This window comes from Streptomyces sp. NPDC002536 (assembly GCF_053594995.1).
In genome coordinates this window covers 1-16,625 of the sequence record NZ_JBSFWU010000075.1, presented here as the reverse complement: position 1 = coordinate 16,625, position 16,625 = coordinate 1, and the positions used below count along the sequence as shown (strand labels likewise).

The 16,625-nt window shown below is 73.9% G+C and carries 13 protein-coding genes; 9 read left to right on the top strand and 4 right to left on the bottom strand.

What is annotated here, in order from left to right; genetic code table 11:
* Positions 1-201: 201 nt before the first annotated feature.
* Complete coding sequence (locus ACWD4B_RS24550) at positions 202-2,091, top strand: AMP-dependent synthetase/ligase (protein ID WP_451422772.1); 1,890 nt, start codon at positions 202-204, stop codon at positions 2,089-2,091.
* 46 nt (positions 2,092-2,137) lie between these two features.
* The gene (hemW, locus tag ACWD4B_RS24545) at positions 2,138-3,370 is read left to right on the top strand and encodes a radical SAM family heme chaperone HemW (protein WP_451422771.1); all 1,233 of its coding nucleotides are present in this window, start codon (positions 2,138-2,140) and stop codon (positions 3,368-3,370) included.
* Between the two features lie 72 nt (positions 3,371-3,442).
* On the opposite strand, the gene ACWD4B_RS24540 is transcribed toward hemW, so the two are convergent.
* Both ACWD4B_RS24540 and ACWD4B_RS24535 read right to left on the bottom strand, forming a co-directional pair.
* Positions 3,443-4,267 carry a DUF3097 domain-containing protein gene (locus ACWD4B_RS24540; protein WP_451422770.1) on the bottom strand — a complete coding sequence of 275 codons (825 nt, stop codon included), beginning with the start codon at positions 4,265-4,267 and terminating at the stop codon, positions 3,443-3,445.
* A 172-nt stretch (positions 4,268-4,439) separates the two neighbouring features.
* On the bottom strand, positions 4,440-5,201 hold the full coding sequence (locus tag ACWD4B_RS24535; protein WP_451422769.1) for an MBL fold metallo-hydrolase: 762 nt from the start codon (positions 5,199-5,201) through the stop codon (positions 4,440-4,442).
* Between the two features lie 211 nt (positions 5,202-5,412).
* On the opposite strand from ACWD4B_RS24535, the gene hrcA reads away from it, so the two are divergent.
* The 5 genes from hrcA (at position 5,413) to ACWD4B_RS24510 (ending at position 10,295) form a co-directional block, all read left to right on the top strand.
* A complete protein-coding gene (hrcA, locus tag ACWD4B_RS24530; protein WP_451422768.1) occupies positions 5,413-6,429 on the top strand; it encodes a heat-inducible transcriptional repressor HrcA in 1,017 nt (338 codons plus the stop codon).
* Entirely contained in the window at positions 6,430-7,566 is a 1,137-nt protein-coding gene (gene dnaJ, locus ACWD4B_RS24525; RefSeq protein WP_451422767.1) for a molecular chaperone DnaJ, read from the top strand.
* A gap of 135 nt (positions 7,567-7,701) precedes the next feature.
* Complete coding sequence (locus ACWD4B_RS24520; RefSeq protein WP_451422766.1) at positions 7,702-8,775, top strand: nitronate monooxygenase; 1,074 nt, start codon at positions 7,702-7,704, stop codon at positions 8,773-8,775.
* Between the two features lie 4 nt (positions 8,776-8,779).
* Positions 8,780-9,529 (top strand): 16S rRNA (uracil(1498)-N(3))-methyltransferase, encoded by a 750-nt coding sequence (locus tag ACWD4B_RS24515; RefSeq protein WP_451422765.1) that lies wholly within the window; start codon positions 8,780-8,782, stop codon positions 9,527-9,529.
* Between the two features lie 10 nt (positions 9,530-9,539).
* Positions 9,540-10,295, top strand: a complete 756-nt coding sequence (locus ACWD4B_RS24510) for a response regulator transcription factor (protein ID WP_451422764.1) — start codon at positions 9,540-9,542, stop codon at positions 10,293-10,295.
* A gap of 198 nt (positions 10,296-10,493) precedes the next feature.
* Here ACWD4B_RS24510 and ACWD4B_RS24505 read toward each other — a convergent pair whose 3' ends face one another.
* Positions 10,494-13,478, bottom strand: coding sequence for a BTAD domain-containing putative transcriptional regulator (locus ACWD4B_RS24505; RefSeq protein ID WP_451422763.1), 2,985 nt, complete (start codon positions 13,476-13,478; stop codon positions 10,494-10,496).
* A gap of 102 nt (positions 13,479-13,580) precedes the next feature.
* Between ACWD4B_RS24505 and ACWD4B_RS24500 the strand changes: the two genes are divergently transcribed.
* The gene (locus ACWD4B_RS24500; protein ID WP_451422762.1) at positions 13,581-15,020 is read left to right on the top strand and encodes a BTAD domain-containing putative transcriptional regulator; all 1,440 of its coding nucleotides are present in this window, start codon (positions 13,581-13,583) and stop codon (positions 15,018-15,020) included.
* A 9-nt stretch (positions 15,021-15,029) separates the two neighbouring features.
* Here the strand turns inward: ACWD4B_RS24500 and ACWD4B_RS24495 are convergent, their stop codons facing one another.
* A complete protein-coding gene (locus ACWD4B_RS24495; protein WP_451422761.1) occupies positions 15,030-15,536 on the bottom strand; it encodes a hypothetical protein in 507 nt (168 codons plus the stop codon).
* Positions 15,537-15,754: 218 nt separating this feature from the next.
* On the opposite strand from ACWD4B_RS24495, the gene ACWD4B_RS24490 reads away from it, so the two are divergent.
* A complete protein-coding gene (locus tag ACWD4B_RS24490) occupies positions 15,755-16,474 on the top strand; it encodes a VOC family protein (RefSeq protein WP_451422760.1) in 720 nt (239 codons plus the stop codon).
* Positions 16,475-16,625 lie beyond the last annotated feature (151 nt).

Sequence of the window (16,625 nt, the reverse complement as noted above, 5' to 3'; positions counted from 1 at the left end):
CCCGGGCTGTTCCGCAGCGCGAGTGCCCGTCCCGTATCGGGGCGGGCATTTGCCGTATTCGGGGACATCCGTCCCGCCGGTCACAGCTTCAACAAGGCTTTCTTCGGCTCTTACGCCGTGGCCCCAACGGCTCTAGTCTGATCACTGTTTGGAAGGTTACTCGCGAGTCACCAGCAACGAGGCGGGACCCCGGAGGATGCCGTGACGGAGACACAGACACTGATCGAGAACCGGCCGCCCTCCGTGGCGACACTGTTCCTCGAACGGGTCGCTGCCACACCGGATGCGGAGGCCTACCGCCACCCGGTGCCCGCTCCTTCCGGCCAGGGCCCCGACGACTGGGCCTCGCTCACCTGGCGCCAGGCCGCCGACCGGGTCTTCGCCGCCGCCGCCGGCCTGATCACCCTCGGCGTGCAGCCCGAGGAGCGGGTCGCCCTCGCCTCCTCCACCCGGGTCGAGTGGATCCTCTCCGACCTCGGCATCATGTGCGCGGGCGCCGCCACCACGCCCGTCTACCCGAGCACCAACGCCGAGGAGTCGGCGTACATGCTCGCCGACTCCGAGAGCCGGGTCCTCATCGCCGAGGACGCCGCGCAGCTCGCCAAGGCCCGCCGGCACCGCGCCGAACTGCCCGCGCTCGCCCACGTCGTGGTGATCGACGAGGCGGACGTCCCGGCCGACGAGGACGACCCCGAGGACTGGGTCCTCTCCCTCGCCGAGCTGGAGCGCCGCGGGGCCGAGTACCTCAAGGCCCACCCCGATGCCGTCACCGACCGGATCGCCGCCCTGCGCCCCGAGCAGCTCGCCACCCTGATCTACACCTCCGGCACCACCGGCCGCCCCAAGGGCGTGCGGCTGCGGCACGACGCCTGGGCCTACATGTCCCGCGCCATCGAGGCCACCCAGCTGGTGCGCCCCGACGACGTGCAGTACCTGTGGCTGCCGCTCGCGCACGTCTTCGGCAAGGTGCTCACCACCGGGCAGATCAGCGTCGGGCACGTCACCGCCGTCGACGGCCGCGTCGACAAGATCATCGAGAACCTGCCCGTCGTCCGGCCCACCTACATGGCCGCCGTGCCGCGCATCTTCGAGAAGGTCTACAACGGCGTCGCCGCCAAGGCGCGCGAGGGCGGCGGAGCCCAGTACAAGATCTTCCGCTGGGCCGTGGACACCGCCCGCGAGTACGCCAAGGCGCAGCAGGACAACTTCCGCCGCACCGGCAGCAAGTCCGTGCCCTTCGGCCTCGCCGCCCGGCACCGGATCGCCGACGCCCTCGTCTACACCAAGATCCGCGCGGCCTTCGGCGGCCGGCTGCGCGCCTGCGTCTCCGGCGCCTCCGCCCTCGCCCCCGACATCGGCTACTTCTTCGCCGGCGCCGGCATCCACATCCTGGAGGGCTACGGCCTCACCGAGACCAGCGCCGCCAGCTTCGTCAACCCCGGCGAGGCCTACCGCACCGGCACCGTCGGCAAGCCGCTGCCCGGCACCGAGGTCCGCATCGCCGACGACGGGGAGATCCTGCTGCGCAGCCCCGGTGTGATGGAGGCCTACCACGGGCAGCCCGAGCGGACCGCCGAGGTCCTGGAGCCGGACGGCTGGTTCCACACCGGCGACATCGGCGAGCTCTCCCCGGACGGCTACCTGCGCATCACCGACCGCAAGAAGGACCTGATCAAAACCTCGGGCGGCAAGTACATCGCGCCCGCCGAGATCGAGGGCCGGTTCAAGGCCGTGTGCCCGTTCGTCTCCACCATCCTGGTCCACGGCGCCGACCGGAACTACTGCACCGCCCTCATCGCCCTCGACGAGCCCGCCATCCTGGGCTGGGCCAAGGAGCACGGCCTGGACGGCCGCTCCTACGCTGAGGTGGTCGCGGCGGAGGAGACCGTGAAGCTCGTCGACGACTACGTACGCCGCCTCAACGAGGGGCTGCAGCGCTGGCAGACGATCAAGAAGTTCCGGCTGCTGCCGCGCGACCTCGACGTCGAGCACGGCGAGCTGACCCCGAGCCTCAAGCTCAAGCGGCCGGTCGTCGAGCGCGCGTACAAGAACCTCATCGAGGAGATGTACGAGGGCGCCCGCGAGCGCTGAACCCGGGGCCGGCAGCGGCCGGCCCCGGATGCCGGACAATGGGGGCATGCCTTCCGTACTGCCTGACGGCGAACCCATGCCCGAGGACGGGGCGCTGCCCCGCCAGGCCCTCGACGGCGCCGGGCAGCGGCCGCTCGGGTTCTACCTGCACGTCCCCTACTGCGCCACGCGCTGCGGGTACTGCGACTTCAACACCTACACCGCGAGCGAGCTGCGCGGCTCCGGCGGCGCCCTGGCCTCCCGCGACAACTACGCGGACACGCTGGCCGAGGAGATCCGCCTCGCCCGGAAGGTGCTGGGCGACGACCCCCGCCCGGTCGAGACCGTCTTCATCGGCGGCGGCACGCCCACCCTGCTGCCCGCCGCCGACCTCGGCCGGATGCTGGCCGCCGTTCGCGACGAGTTCGGCCTGGCGCCCGGGGCCGAGATCACCACGGAGGCCAACCCCGAGTCGGTCGACCCGCGCTACCTGGCGGAGCTGCGGGAGGCCGGCTTCAACCGGGTCTCCTTCGGCATGCAGAGTGCCCGGCAGCACGTGCTGAAGATCCTCGACCGCACGCACACGCCGGGCCGCCCCGAGGCCTGCGTGGCCGAGGCCCGGTCGGCGGGCTTCGACCACGTCAACCTCGACCTGATCTACGGCACGCCGGGGGAGACGGACGAGGACTGGCGGGCCTCCCTGGACGCCGCCGTCGGCGCCGGTCCGGACCACGTCTCGGCGTACGCGCTGATCGTGGAGGAGGGCACGCAGCTGGCGCGCCGCATCCGGCGCGGCGAGGTCCCGATGACGGACGACGACGTGCACGCCGACCGCTACCTGATCGCCGAGGACACGCTGTCGGCGGCGGGCTTCGCCTGGTACGAGGTCTCGAACTGGGCGACGAGCGAGGCCGGCCGCTGCCGGCACAACGAGCTGTACTGGCGCGGCGCCGACTGGTGGGGCGCAGGCCCCGGCGCCCACTCGCACGTGGGCGGGGTACGGTGGTGGAACGTCAAGCACCCCGGCGCGTATGCGCAGGCACTGGCCGAGGGCCGCTCCCCGGGGGCCGGGCGGGAAGTCCTGCCGGACGAGGACCGGCGGGTGGAGCGGGTGCTGCTGGAGCTGCGGCTCGTGGACGGGTGTCCGCTGGCGCTGCTGCGGCCGGCCGGCCTCGCGGCGGCGGCCAGGGCCCTTGCGGACGGGTTGCTGGAGTCCGGGCCGTACGAGGACGGGCGCGCCGTCCTCACCTTGCGGGGGCGGTTGCTGGCCGATGCGGTGGTGCGGGACCTGGTGGACTGAGGTTCCCCTGCCGTCGGTCGGCTGCGGATCGTCGTGGCTGGTCGCGCAGTTCCCCGCGCCCCTTACGGGGCGCTATTCCGGCGCCGTCACAAAATCGATCAGTTCCTCGACCCTGCCCAACAGCGCCGGCTCCAGGTCCTTGTAGCTCCGCACCGCCCCCAGGATCCGTTGCCAAGCGGCGCCGGTGTTCTCCGGCCATCCCAACTGCCGGCACACCCCCGTCTTCCAGTCCTGTCCCCGCGGCACCCGCGGCCACCCGGCGATGCCCACCGACGTCGGCTTCACCGCCTCCCACACGTCCACGTACGGGTGGCCCACCACCAGGACGTGGTCTCCCGTCACCTCCGCCGCGATACGGGACTCCTTCGTGCCCGGCACCAGGTGGTCCACCAGGACGCCCAGGCGCGCATCGGGGCCGGGGGCGAACGACCGCACGATGGACGGGAGATCGTCGATGCCCTCCAGGTATTCGACGACCACGCCCTCGATCCGCAGGTCGTCGCCCCACACCCGTTCGACGAGTTCCGCGTCGTGCCGGCCCTCGACGTAGATCCGGCCCGCCCGGGCGACCCGGGCCCGGGCGCCGGGGACGGCGATGGAGCCGGAGGCGGTGAGTGCCGGGCCGCGCGGGGCGGCGGGGGCGGGTGGGACGAGCGTCACCACCCGTCCCTCCAGCAGGAAGCCGCGCGGCTCCATCGGGAACACCCGGTGCTTCCCGAAACGGTCCTCCAGGGTCACCGTCGGGCCCTGTGCCGTCTTCTCGCAGCGGATCACCGCCCCGCAGAAGCCTGTTGTGACCTCTTCCACAACGAGGTCCGGCTCGGCCGGAACCTCCGGCGCGGGCGCCGTCCGCTTCCAGGGCGGGGTCAGATCAGGGCTGTAGCGCTTGCTCTGCATGAGGACCTGTTCTGTGTCGGGGCGGGCGCTGACGATCCGGAGCGAGCCACGTGCTCGGCCGGGGGTCCGGGGGTCACCCCCCGGGAGAATGCAGCCAGGGCGGGGTCAGATCAGGGCCGTACTGTCTGCTGCTGCGCATGCGGGCCATTGTGGTTCATGATCACCGCCCCGCTCACGCGACACCGAACCGCGCCGCCAGCTCGTCACGTTGCCTCCGCACGAACCCCGCATCCACCACGGCCCCGTGCCCGGGCACGTAGAGCGCGTCCTCCCCGCCGAGCGCCAGCAGCCGGTCCAGGGCCGCCGGCCAGGCGTGCGGCAGCGCGTCGCGGCCCGCCTGGGGCTCGCCCGACTCCTCGACCAGGTCGCCGCAGAAGACGACGTCCGGGGCCCCGTCCCGGCCGACCACCAGGACGGCCAGGTCGTGGGCGGTGTGCCCGGGGCCGACGTTGGCGAGCAGCACCCGCTGCCCGTCCCCGTCCCCGCCCAGGTCCACCGCGACCTCGCCCGAGACCAGGTGGTGCGGCAGGACGAGCAGGTCCGCGGCCTCGGCCGCCTCCTCCGGGTCCACCCCTTGCCGTTCCGCGGAGCGCCGGATGTCCTCCCGCTCGCGCTGCATCAGCTCGTCGAGGCCCACGGCCCCGTACACCTTCAGGCCCGAGAACCCTGAAAACGCAGCTGTGCCCAGCACGTGATCGAAATGCGGATGCGTGAGCGCGATGTGCGTCACGGGCAGGCCGAAGAGTTCCGTCACCTCGCGCCGGATCTCCGCCCCCGCGCGCAGCGTGGCCCCGGTGTCGACGACGAGCACGCCCGTACGGCCCGCGATCGCCCCGATGGTCTCGTCCCAGCCCGGCATTCTGCGGCGGGCGACGCCCGGCGCGAGCCGTTCCCAGTGCGCCTCCGCGGCGCCCGGTTCCCCTTGAGTTCCCATGCCGCGACGGTAGCCGGAGCGCGGTACCGTTGCCCGGCCTCCGGGCGCGCGGCGGGGACGGCCCTTGCCCTGGCCGTGGTGCCCGGCCGTACACTGGCTGAAGGGATCTGGCACTCGTGACCATTGAGTGCCAGGGGAACGGGCTCCACGAGCCCCCCTGATCCTTGCAGAACCCGCAAGACGGCTGGACCACTGACTGGAGGTGCGCGCGGTGCTGAGTGAACGCAGGCTTGAGGTACTGCGCGCCATCGTCCAGGACTACGTGGGCACCGAGGAGCCCGTGGGCTCCAAGGCCCTCACCGAGCGCCACCGGCTGGGCGTCTCCCCGGCCACCGTGCGCAACGACATGGCCGCACTGGAGGACGAGGGCTTCATCGCCCAGCCCCACACCAGCGCCGGCCGGATCCCCACCGACAAGGGCTATCGCCTCTTCGTCGACAAACTCGCGGGCGTCAAGCCCCTGTCGACGGCGGAGCGGCGCGCCATCCAGAACTTCATGGACGGCGCCGTCGATCTCGACGACGTCGTGGCCCGCACGGTGCGGCTGCTCGCGCAGCTCACCCGGCAGGTCGCGGTGGTGCAGTACCCCTCGCTGACCCGTTCGACCGTGCGGCATGTGGAGCTGCTCTCGCTCGCTCCCGCCCGCATCATGCTCGTGCTCATCACGGACACCGGGCGCGTCGAGCAGCGCATGGTCGACTGCCCGGCGCCCTTCGGCGAGAACGCGCTGGCGGATCTGCGGGCGCGGCTCAACAGCCGGGTCGTGGGGCGGCGGTTCACCGATGTGCCGCCGCTGGTGCAGGACCTCCCCGAGTCCTTCGAGCAGGACGACCGCGGAACCGTTTCCACGGTGCTCGCGACCCTGCTGGAGACCCTCGTCGAGGAGACCGAGGAACGGCTGATGATCGGCGGCACTGCCAATCTCACTCGTTTCGGTCATGACTTCCCGCTGACGATCCGGCCCGTGCTGGAGGCGTTGGAGGAGCAGGTCGTCCTGCTCAAGCTGCTCGGCGAGGCCAAGGACTCGCGGATGACCGTGCGCATCGGTCATGAGATTGCCCACGAGGGACTGAACTCCACATCGGTGGTCGCCGTCGGCTACGGTTCGGGCGACGAGGCAGTCGCCAAACTCGGCGTGGTCGGACCGACCCGCATGGACTACCCCGGAACGATGGGAGCGGTACGCGCAGTGGCACGTTACGTCGGACAGATCCTGGCGGAGTCGTAAGTGGCCACGGACTACTACGCGGTCCTGGGCGTCCGCCGTGACGCCTCGCCGGACGAGATCAAGAAGGCCTTCCGCCGCCTCGCGCGCGAGCTGCATCCGGATGTCAATCCGGACCCGAAGACGCAGGAGCGGTTCAAGGAGATCAACGCCGCCTACGAGGTGTTGTCGGACCCGCAGAAGAAGCAGGTCTACGACCTCGGTGGCGACCCGCTGTCCGCCTCGGGCGGCGCGGGTGCGGCCGGCGGCTTCGGCGCCGGTTTCGGCAACTTCTCCGACATCATGGACGCGTTCTTCGGGCAGGCGTCGCAGCGCGGGCCCCGCTCGCGGACGCGGCGCGGCCAGGACGCCATGATCCGGATCGAGGTCGACCTCAACGAGGCCGCCTTCGGTACGACCAAGGACATCCAGGTCGACACGGCCGTCGTCTGCACCACCTGCAGCGGCGAGGGCGCGGCCCCCGGCACGTCCGCCCAGACCTGTGACATGTGCCGCGGCCGCGGCGAGGTCTCCCAGGTCACGCGGTCCTTCCTGGGCCAGGTCATGACCTCCCGTCCCTGCCCCCAGTGCCAGGGCTTCGGGACGGTCGTCCCCACGCCCTGCCCGGAGTGCGCGGGCGACGGCCGCGTGCGGTCGCACCGCACGCTCACGGTCAAGATCCCGGCCGGTGTGGACAACGGCACCCGCATCCAGCTCGCGGGCGAGGGCGAGGTCGGCCCGGGCGGCGGTCCGGCGGGCGACCTCTACGTGGAGATCCACGAGAAGCCGCACGCCGTCTTCCAGCGCCGCGGCGACGACCTGCACTGCACGGTCACGATCCCGATGACGGCGGCCGCGCTCGGCACCAAGGTGCCGCTGGAGACGCTGGACGGCGTCGAGGAGATCGACATCCGGCCCGGCACCCAGTCCGGCCAGTCGATCCCGCTGCACCAGCGCGGCGTCACGCACCTGCGCGGCGGCGGCCGGGGCGACCTGATCGTGCACGTCGAGGTCCAGACGCCCGCGAAGCTGGACCCGCAGCAGGAGGACCTGCTGCGGCAGTTGGCGAAGCTGCGCGGCGAGGAGCGCCCGATGGGCGAGTTCAAGCCGGGGCAGCAGGGGTTGTTCTCGCGGCTCAAGGACGCTTTCAACGGCCGGTAGGCCGGGTCGGGGTTCCGGGGGTTCCGCCCCCGGGGCCCCGCGGTCTTCCTGTGCGGGTGCGCTGTGGCTTGTCGCGCAGTTCCTCGCGCCCCTTCGGGGCACTGGCCGTCCTGGGCCTTGTGCAACGATGTTGGTATGGCTCCCCTGAGCGACCTGTTCCCGCACCCCGTCGTGCAGGCCCCCATGGCCGGTGGCGCAAGCCGCCCCGCGCTGGCGGCCGCCGTCTCCGAGGCCGGCGGCCTCGGGTTCCTGGCGGCCGGGTACAAGACGCCGGCCGCCATGTACGAGGAGATCAAGCAGCTCCGCGCGCTCACCTCCCGCCCCTTCGGCGTCAACCTGTTCCTGCCGCAGCCGCCCGCAGCCGACCCGGCCGCGGTCGAGGTCTACGCCGAGCAGCTGGCCGGCGAGGCCACCTGGTACGACACCCCGCTCGGCGAGTGGGACCGTGACGCCGACGACGCCTACGAGGCCAAGCTGGCCATCCTCCTCGACGACCCCGTCCCGGTCGTCTCCTTCACCTTCGGCTGCCCGTCCCCCGAGGCCGTCGCGGCCCTCGCCGCGGCCGGCACCCGCACCGTCGTCACCGTGACCTCGCCCGCCGAGGCGGAGGCGGCCCGGCGGGCCGGTGCGGACGCGGTGTGCGCGCAGGGCGTCGAGGCCGGCGGCCACCAGGGCACCCACCACGACGACCCGCACGCGGACGGTGCCGGTGCGGGCATCGGCCTGCTGTCCCTGCTGGCGCAGCTGCGCGAGACGGTACGGATCCCGGTGGTCGCCGCGGGCGGGCTGATGCGCGGCGCCGACATCGCCGCCGTGCTCGCCGCGGGCGCCTGCGCCGCCCAGCTCGGCACGGCCTTCCTCGCCTGCCCCGAGTCCGGTGCGCACCCGCTGCACAAACGGGCCCTCACCGACCCGCTGTTCGTCCGCACCGAGCTCACCCGGGCCTTCTCCGGGCGTCCGGCCCGCGGTCTGGTGAACAGATTCGTCCGGGAGCACGGCCCGTACGCCCCGGCCGCGTACCCGCAGGTGCACTTCCTGACCGCCCCGCTGCGCAAGGCGGCCGCCGCGGCCGGCGACCCGCAGGCCCTCGGCCTCTGGGCGGGCCAGGGGCACCGCCTGGCCCGTGAACTTCCGGCGGCCGAGCTCGTGCAGCTGCTGGTCGCCGAACTCGGCGCGGCAGGCGCGCCGTCGAACCGAGGGAGCAAGTAGAACCATGACAGCGCCGGTCTTTCTGGTCGAGGAGGACGCTCTCACGGGTGTCTTCCCCGGTACGGTCTTCCCGCTCGACGGTCCCGAGGGCCGGCACGCGGTCTCCGTGCGCCGGCTGCGGGTGGGCGAGGAGATCGTCCTGACGGACGGCGCGGGCACCGGCGTGCACGGCACCGTCGCGGCCGTCGAGGGCAAGGACCACCTCGACGTGGCCGTCACCTCGGTGCGCTCCGAGCCGCTGCCCCAGCCGTCGATCACCGTCGTGCAGGCCCTGCCCAAGGGCGACCGCGGCGAACTCGCCGTCGAGACCATGACGGAGACGGGCGTCGACGCCATCGTGCCCTGGTCCGCGGCCCGTTGTGTCACGCAGTGGAAGGGCGAGCGCGCCGCGAAGTCCCTCGGCAAGTGGCGCTCGACGGCCCGCGAGGCGGGCAAGCAGTCGCGCCGCCTGCGCTTCCCCGCGGTGACCGGGCAGATGACGACCAGGCAGGTCGCGGAACTGCTGTCGGAGGCCGACTTCGCGGCCGTCCTGCACGAGGAGGGCAGCACCCCGCTGGCCACGGCCGAGCTCCCGGAGACCGGCCGCATCGTCCTCGTCGTCGGCCCCGAGGGAGGCGTCTCCCCGGAGGAGCTCGCCGCCTTCGCCGAGGCGGGCGCCCACCCGTACCGGCTGGGCCCGAGCGTGCTGCGCACGTCCACGGCGGGCACGGCCGCGGCGGCCCTGCTGCTGGGGCGGACGGGGCGCTGGAGCTAGGGGGACGGGCGTGCAGCTGAGAGCGCGGGACTACGAGCGGATGCTCGACCTCGCCGTCGCCGTCCTGGAGAACGGCGACACCGACACGTCCTGGCACCTGATCACCGGCCACCTGCTGGAGGCGTTCGGCTGTCATTCGGCGACGTACACGGCGTGCAACATGGCCGACGGCTCCGGCCGGGCCGAGGGCTGGGCCCCCGACCGGCTCAGTGCGCACGTCGGCGACCTGGTGCAGCGGCGCGTCCGGCAGGGCCACCCGCTGCTCTGCTACACGAGCCCGGTGGAGCACCGGCCTCCGGTCAACATCAGTGAGCTGTGCGCCCGTTGGCGCCACAGCCAGTGGTACAGCGAGGCGCGCCGCGACTTCGGCGCCCCCTACCAGATGGGCGTGCCGCTGCCCGGCGAGCACGGCATCCTGCGCAACGTCGTGCTGGGCCGCGACGCCGACTTCACGGCACGCGAACTCGCCTTCGCGGCCCGTATCCAGCCGCTCCTGGTCGGTGTCGGCAACCACGTACGGGAGCTGCGCCGCCTGCGCGCCGGGTCCCTGCCCGCTCCCGTGATGACGGGGCACGGCCTGACGCCGCGCGAACTGACCGTCCTGGGCCTGCTGTCGGAGGGGCTGACGACGGGGGCGATCGCGCGGCGCCTGGCGATCTCGCCGCATACGGTCAACCGGCATCTGGAGAAGGTGTACCGGAAGCTGGGGACGAACAACCGGGTGTCGACTGTGCGGTTGGCCCGGCAGACGGGCATCGTGCCGTAGCGCCCTGTAGGGGCGCGGGGAACTGCGCGATCGACCACGACGCGCCCGCAGTTGACCTCCCGGGGCTGCGCCCCGGACCCCTGGGTGGTGCGTCGGCTGCGGGCCGGTGGGGGCTGTTCGCGCAGTTCCCCGCGCCCCTGACGGGGCGCCTGGTCGCGCCCACGCGGCGGAGCCGCATATGTCGACAGCCCCGCGCCCCTACGGGGCGCCCAGCAGCGCCCGCGTCTGGTCGATGTCGGCCTGGGCACGGCGTTGTTCGAAGAGGTCGAGGGCTGCTTCCAGACAGGTGCGGGCCCGGGTGTGCTGTCCGAGGCGGTCGAGGCTGCAGCCGAGGGCGCGGAGCAGGCTGCCCTCGAGGACGGGGCTGGTCCGGCGGGCCACGGGCAGGAAGGTCTCGGCGACGTCCGCCGCCAGGCGGTGCCGTCCCGTCTGGACGTGGAGGTCGGCCATCAGCACGCCGGTGGCCGCCTCGAAGGCCGTCACGTTCAGGGTGCGGAACAACTCCAGTGCCTCCTGGGCGCGCTGGAGCGATGCGTCGGCGTCGTCGCACAGGCGCAGCACCCGGGCCAGGTAGTACAGGCCGATCGCCTTGGACACCGAGGGCTCCCCGCCGACCAGCCGGGCGCCGCGTTCCGCCGCGGCGCGGGCCTCGGCGAGCCGGCCCTGCCGGGCGTAGTTGAAGGCCAGTTCGCCCAGCGCGGTGCCCTCGGCCGTGCCGGCGCCCGCGGTGCGGAAGAGGCGCACCGAGGCCTCGCCGTGCCCGACCGCCTCGTCGGTGCGGCCGCCGACGCGGGCGCCCGCGCACAGCGTGAGGTGGGCCCATCCGCGCAGCCGGGCGTCGGAGCCGTCGGCGCACAGGGCGATGGAGCGCAGGAGTTCGGACTCGGCCTCGGCGAAGGAGCTCGCGTGCCACAGGGCGTTGCCGCGGACGTAGCGGGCCAGGGCCTCGGCGGTCCGGTCGCCGCGGGCCGCCGCGGCCTCGGCGACCCGCGCGGCCTGGGCGGTCACCCCGGTCTGGTGGGTGACGCCGGGCAGCACGTTGTTGAGCTTGTCGACGAGGTCGGCCGCCTGGGCCAGCGGCAGGGCGCCGTCCGCGCAGGCCCGGTCGATCAGCGCCCGCTGGACGGGTATCTCCTCGTGCATCCAGCCGGTCGCGGCCTGCGCAGTGCCGAAGGCGAGGCCGGCCGCGGCCACTGGCACGTCGATGAGCCGGCGTTCGGCGGGGTCCACCGAGTGCGATGCCGCGTCCGCGGCCCGCGCGGTGGCCAGGCAGAAGTCCAGCAGCCCGGCGAAGGCGCGGGACGTCTCCGCGGGGGTGTCGTCGCGGCCGTTCCTGGCCCGGGCGAAGACCCGCACCAGGTCGTGGAAGTGGTACCGGCCCATCCGGCGGGACTCCACGAGGTTGAGGTCGACCAGGGACTCCAGGAGGTCCTCGGTGCTCTCCGTGTCCCGGCCGAGGAGGGCGGCGGCGCAGTGCACGCCGAGGTCCGGTGCGTCCACCGCGGACAACAGCCGGAAGGCCCGGGCCTGTTCGGGGGAGAGCTTGGAGTAGGAGAGCTCGAAGGTGGCCTCCACGGCGAGTTCGCCGGTGGCCAGCTCGTGCAGCCGCCGGTGCTCGTCGTCCAGCCGCCGCACCATGTCGGCCAGGGTCCAGCCGGTCTCCGCGGCCAGGCGCGAGGCGGCGACCCTGATGGCCAGGGGCAGCCGGCTGCACGCGGCCACGATCGCGGCGGCCGCCTCCGGCTCGGCGTCGCAGCGGCGGTCGCCGACGATCCGCCGGAGCAGGGCGAGGGCCTCGGCGGGCGGCATCACGTCGAGCCGCAGGTGCTGCGCCCCGGTCAGCCCGGTCAGCCGGGCGCGGCTGGTCACCAGGACGGCGCTGCCCGCGGCCCCGGGCACCAGCGGCTGCACCTGGCCGTCGGAGGCCGCGTTGTCCAGCAGCAGCAGGACCCGGCGTTCGGCCATCAGCGAGCGGTAGAGGGCGATGCGCTCGTCGCCGTCGTCCGGGACGTCGCCGTCGGCCACGCCCAGGGCGTGCAGGAAGGAGGCCAATACGGCCTGCGGGTCCAGGGGTTCGCGGTCGGCGCCGCGCAGGTCCGCGTAGAGGTGCCCGTCGGGGAACCGGTCCGCGATCCTGCGGGCCGTGTGGACGGCGAGGGTGGTCTTGCCCACGCCCGGGACGCCGTTGACGGCGGAGACCACGACGGCCTGCGTGCCGGGGTGGGTGAGCATCCCGGTGAGGGTGCCGACGGCCTCGGCGCGGCCGGTGAAGTCGTCGATGCCGCACGGCAGTCGGTGGGCCTCGGGGATGCTGTCCGCGTCGAAGGCCAGGTGAGCGGGTTCGGCGGCGGGCCGGACCGCGGGGTCCGCGCGCAGGATCCGCCGGTGCAGCTGCTGCAGCGCCGGGCAGGGCCTGCGCTCGGGCGCCGGCAGGTGGCCCAGTTCGGCCGCCAGGAACCGCCGGGTGTCCTCGTACACGCTCAGCGCCTCGGCCCGGCGGCCGGCCTGGTAGAGCGCCAGCATCTGGACGCCGCGCAGGCGTTGGCTCGCCGGGTACTCGATGACCAGGGCGCCCGCCTCGGCGTGGAGGTCCGGCCGGTCCCCGATCTCGGCGTCCAGCTCCAGGCGCGTCTCCAGCAGCGACTGTCGGACGGCGCAGAGCCGGTCGCGCACCGCCCTCGCGTGCGGGCCGTGCAGGCCGGCCAGCGGCTCGGCGGACCACAGTTCCAGCGCGCCCGCCACCACGTCCCGGGCCTGCGCGGCCGTGCCGCCCGCGGCGCGGACCCGGGCGGCCTCCGCCTCCGCCCGCTCGAACGCCCGGGTGTCCACGGCCTCGGCGGGCACCCGCAGCGCGTAGCCGTCGCCGACGGTGACCAGCAGCGGCGCGTCGGCGGAGTGCCCCAGCACGCGGCGCAGCCGGTGGACGTGGGTGCGGACGGACTGGTCCGGCCTGGTCGGCCGGTCCGCCTCGGCCCAGACCCCGTCCGCGATCAGCGGCACCGACACCGTGCGCCCCGCGGCGGCGAGCAGGATCGCCAGCACCTCGCGCTGCTGGGGCCTGCCCAGGTCGAGTTCGGCGCCGTCGCGCCAGGCGCGGACCGGGCCGAGCAGCCCGAACCCGAGTATGTGCGCGGGCTCCTCGGCGGGTCTGCCTCCGTTGCGGGTCCCCTCGTGCGACGTCATGATGTGCTCCTCCCCAACATGCACAGCCCATACATGAAGTACGCACATATGATGGGATGTCGGGTCGCGTGAATGGCGAAGCGACACGGCTTGGGGCGTGACGTGACACTGCATTTCCGGACTCTGGGACCGCTGCGGATCCGGCAGGGGGGCGCCGAGACCCCCGTGGGCCGGCCCCAGCAACAGGCCGTCCTGGTGGCGCTGCTGGCGGCCCGGGGCAGGCCGCTGACCACCGGGCAGCTCCTGCGCGCCGTCTGGGACGAGGACGAGGAGCACTGGCCGGCCCGGCCGAAGCGGGCCCTGGCCACCCACGTCTACCGGCTCCGGCAGCTGCTCGCGGCCGGGGACGGGGCCGCGGCCCTGCACCAGGCCGGGCAGGGGTACCGGCTGGAGACCGGGCCCGGGGCCGTCGACATGCACTGCTTCGACGACGCCGTCCAGGCCGCCGCCACGGCCCGGCAGCAGGGCGACCCGGCCGGCGCGCACGCCCTGCTGACCCGGGGCCTGGGCCTCTGGTACGGCAGCGCCCTGGACGGCGTCCCCGGCCCCCTGGCCGAGCGGATCCGGCAGCGGCTGGAGGCCAGCCGCACGGCGGCCCTGGAGGCGCGGCTGTCCCTCGACGTCGCCGGCGGGCGGCACGCCGAGGTGCTCCCGGAGATCGCGGCGCTGGCCGCGCGGCCGGACCCCTCCGGGCAGCTGCAGTCCCTGCTCATGCTCGCGCTCTTCCGCAGCGGCCGCCGGGACGAGGCGCTCGCCGTCTACGAGCGCGCCCGCGGGCAGGCCGAGGAGCTCGGCCTCGACCCCGCGCCCGAACTGGTGCGGGTGCACCGGCAGATCACCGATGGAACCGCCGCTGCACCCGCCGCGTGCCGTCCCCGTCATCTGCCCGCCGACACGGTGGACTTCACCGGGCGGGACGAGGAAGTCGCCGTGCTCGTCCGGGCCTTGGGGTCCGCCGCGCGGACGGCCGTCGTGCAGGGGGCCGCCGGGACCGGGAAGACCGCACTCGCCGTCCACGCCGCGCACCGCCTGCGCGACGCATATCCCGACGGTCAGCTCTACGGCGACCTGAAGGCCTCGCACGCGGCGCCGGTCCGTCCCGCCCGGGTCCTCGCCGCCTTCGTCCGGGCGCTCGGCGGGGACGTCCCGGAGGACGGGACGGACGTGGCCGCCGCCTACCAGGAGGCCCTCGACGGGCGCCGGGTCCTGGTCGTGCTCGACGACGTGCAGGACCTCGACGGCATCCGCCCGTTGATCCCGCGGCACCCCGGCTGCGCGGCTCTCGTCACCGGCCGGACGCCGGCCGGGCTCCTCCCCGGTGCCCGGCAGGTCGCCCTCGGTGCCTTCTCCGTCGACGACGCGCTCGGTCTGCTCGTCCGCACGCTCGGGGCGGCACGCGTCGCGGCCGAACCGGACGCCGCACGCGCCCTGGCCGAGGCCTGCCGGTGCCACCCGGCGCTGCTGCGGACGGCGGCGGCACGGGCCGCTGCCCGGCCGCACTGGTCGCTGGCGAGCATGGCCGAGCGGATGGGCAGGGGGTGAGCGGGGGCGTCAGGACGCCGACGACCAGAGGATGTCGCAGGAGGGCAGGACGATCCCGTACGGGGCCGTGCTGTGGCAGACCCTGCCGTTGTCGCCGTAGATGGTCAGGTGACCGGTGGGGTCGAGCAGGAGCTTCACCGGGTAGGAGCGGTTGCCGCGCTGGGTGCCGCTCGCCCAGCACGGGTGGCCGTCCTGTGCGTAGACCACGAGGTTTCCGTCGCTCTGCATCACGGCCTTGGCGCCGCAGCCGACCGTCTTGGAGTCCCACAGGGGGTAGCCGTTGATGTAGGCGACGAGGTTGCCGTCCTGCTGCATGATCAGCCGGGCCGGGCCGTTGTCGAGGTGCCAGCCGGGGTAGAGGGGCTCGTCGTTCCAGATGGTGGTGTGGGCGTCGTCGATGGCCGCGTGCGCCGTTCCGCCCGTGGCCAGCAGGCCCGCCGCGGCGAGCACGGCCGACGCGGCGAGGCCGGTCAGGCGGCGGGCGATCGACGAGCGGTTGGTTCTGATGGGGCTCATGACGAGCCTCTCTTCTTTGAGTGACACATGGGCAAAAAGGGGCAACGGCGAAGCGTTGCCATAAGAGCGTGTCCTGGCTCGTTCAACAAGCGGTCAACAAGCCGTTGACAGCTGCGTGGGGGAGACGGTGGAAGGAAGGACACCGGCTTCCGGTCAACAACCTGTCAACACCGCCTCCGCCGTGGCGTGTCCGCCCGTCCCGCTGCCATGCTGGCCGCATGCTGACGAGCGCCGGATCCGCTCCGGGAACCCCGAACTGGATCACGTTGAGCACCCCCGACCCCGCGGCCTCCGCCGGGTTCTACGGGGCCCTGCTGGGCTGGGAGTTGACGCCCGACGGTCTCTTCCGGTTCGCGGGGCGGACGGTGGCGGGGGCCGTGGCCGATTCCCGTACCGGGCGGGGCGCGTGGACCGTGTCCTTCCGCACGGCGGACGCGGCGGCGACGGCCGCGGCCGTGGAGCGGGCGGGCGGGTACGCCGGTCCCGGCGGGCTCGCCGACCCCGCGGGGGCCCGGTTCGCCGCCCGGGAGCCCGGCGAGGGACCGGACCTGGAGACGGTCGACGCCCCGGGCTCGCTGTGGTGGACACAGCTCTACACGCCGGACGTCGAGCCGGCCAAGGACTTCTACCGCGCCGTCTTCGCCTGGGACACCCACGACCTCGTCCTCGAACGCGGCGCCACCTACACGGTCCTCGCCCCGCAGGGCGGCGGGATGCAGGGCGCGCACGGCGGCATCATGCAGCCGCTCGACGCGACCCCCGTGGGCTGGCTGCCGTACTTCGCGGTCGGGAACTGCGATGCGGTGGTGACCGCGGCCATCGAGAACGGCGGCCAGGTGGTCCACCCGCCGGAGTCCCAGCGGGGCATCGGCCGGCAGGCCACGCTGCGGGACCCCTTCGGCGCGTGGTTCGCGGTGAACGCGAAGGCCGGCGCGTAGGGCCTGCCGGCCAGGGCGTGTCCGGCGGATCTTGCAGCGCCCCGAAGGGGCGCGGGGCTGTTGCATGATGCGGCTCCGCCGCGTGGGCGCGACCAGCCACCGACGGCCTGCAGCCGACGCACCACCCCGAGGCGGCACGTCATCTGCGGGT

Excerpts from the sequence above, each read along its gene's own strand:
- hemW (WP_451422771.1), top strand. The coding sequence starts at position 2,138 with ATGCCTTCCGTACTGCCTGACGGCGAACCCATGCCCGAGGACGGGGCG.
- ACWD4B_RS24540 (WP_451422770.1), bottom strand. The coding sequence starts at position 4,267 with ATGCAGAGCAAGCGCTACAGCCCTGATCTGACCCCGCCCTGGAAGCGG.
- ACWD4B_RS24535 (WP_451422769.1), bottom strand. The coding sequence starts at position 5,201 with ATGGGAACTCAAGGGGAACCGGGCGCCGCGGAGGCGCACTGGGAACGG.
- ACWD4B_RS24520 (WP_451422766.1), top strand. The coding sequence starts at position 7,702 with ATGGCTCCCCTGAGCGACCTGTTCCCGCACCCCGTCGTGCAGGCCCCC.
- ACWD4B_RS24515 (WP_451422765.1), top strand. The coding sequence starts at position 8,780 with ATGACAGCGCCGGTCTTTCTGGTCGAGGAGGACGCTCTCACGGGTGTC.
- ACWD4B_RS24505 (WP_451422763.1), bottom strand. The coding sequence starts at position 13,478 with ATGACGTCGCACGAGGGGACCCGCAACGGAGGCAGACCCGCCGAGGAG.
- ACWD4B_RS24495 (WP_451422761.1), bottom strand. The coding sequence starts at position 15,536 with ATGAGCCCCATCAGAACCAACCGCTCGTCGATCGCCCGCCGCCTGACC.
- ACWD4B_RS24490 (WP_451422760.1), top strand. The coding sequence starts at position 15,755 with ATGCTGACGAGCGCCGGATCCGCTCCGGGAACCCCGAACTGGATCACG.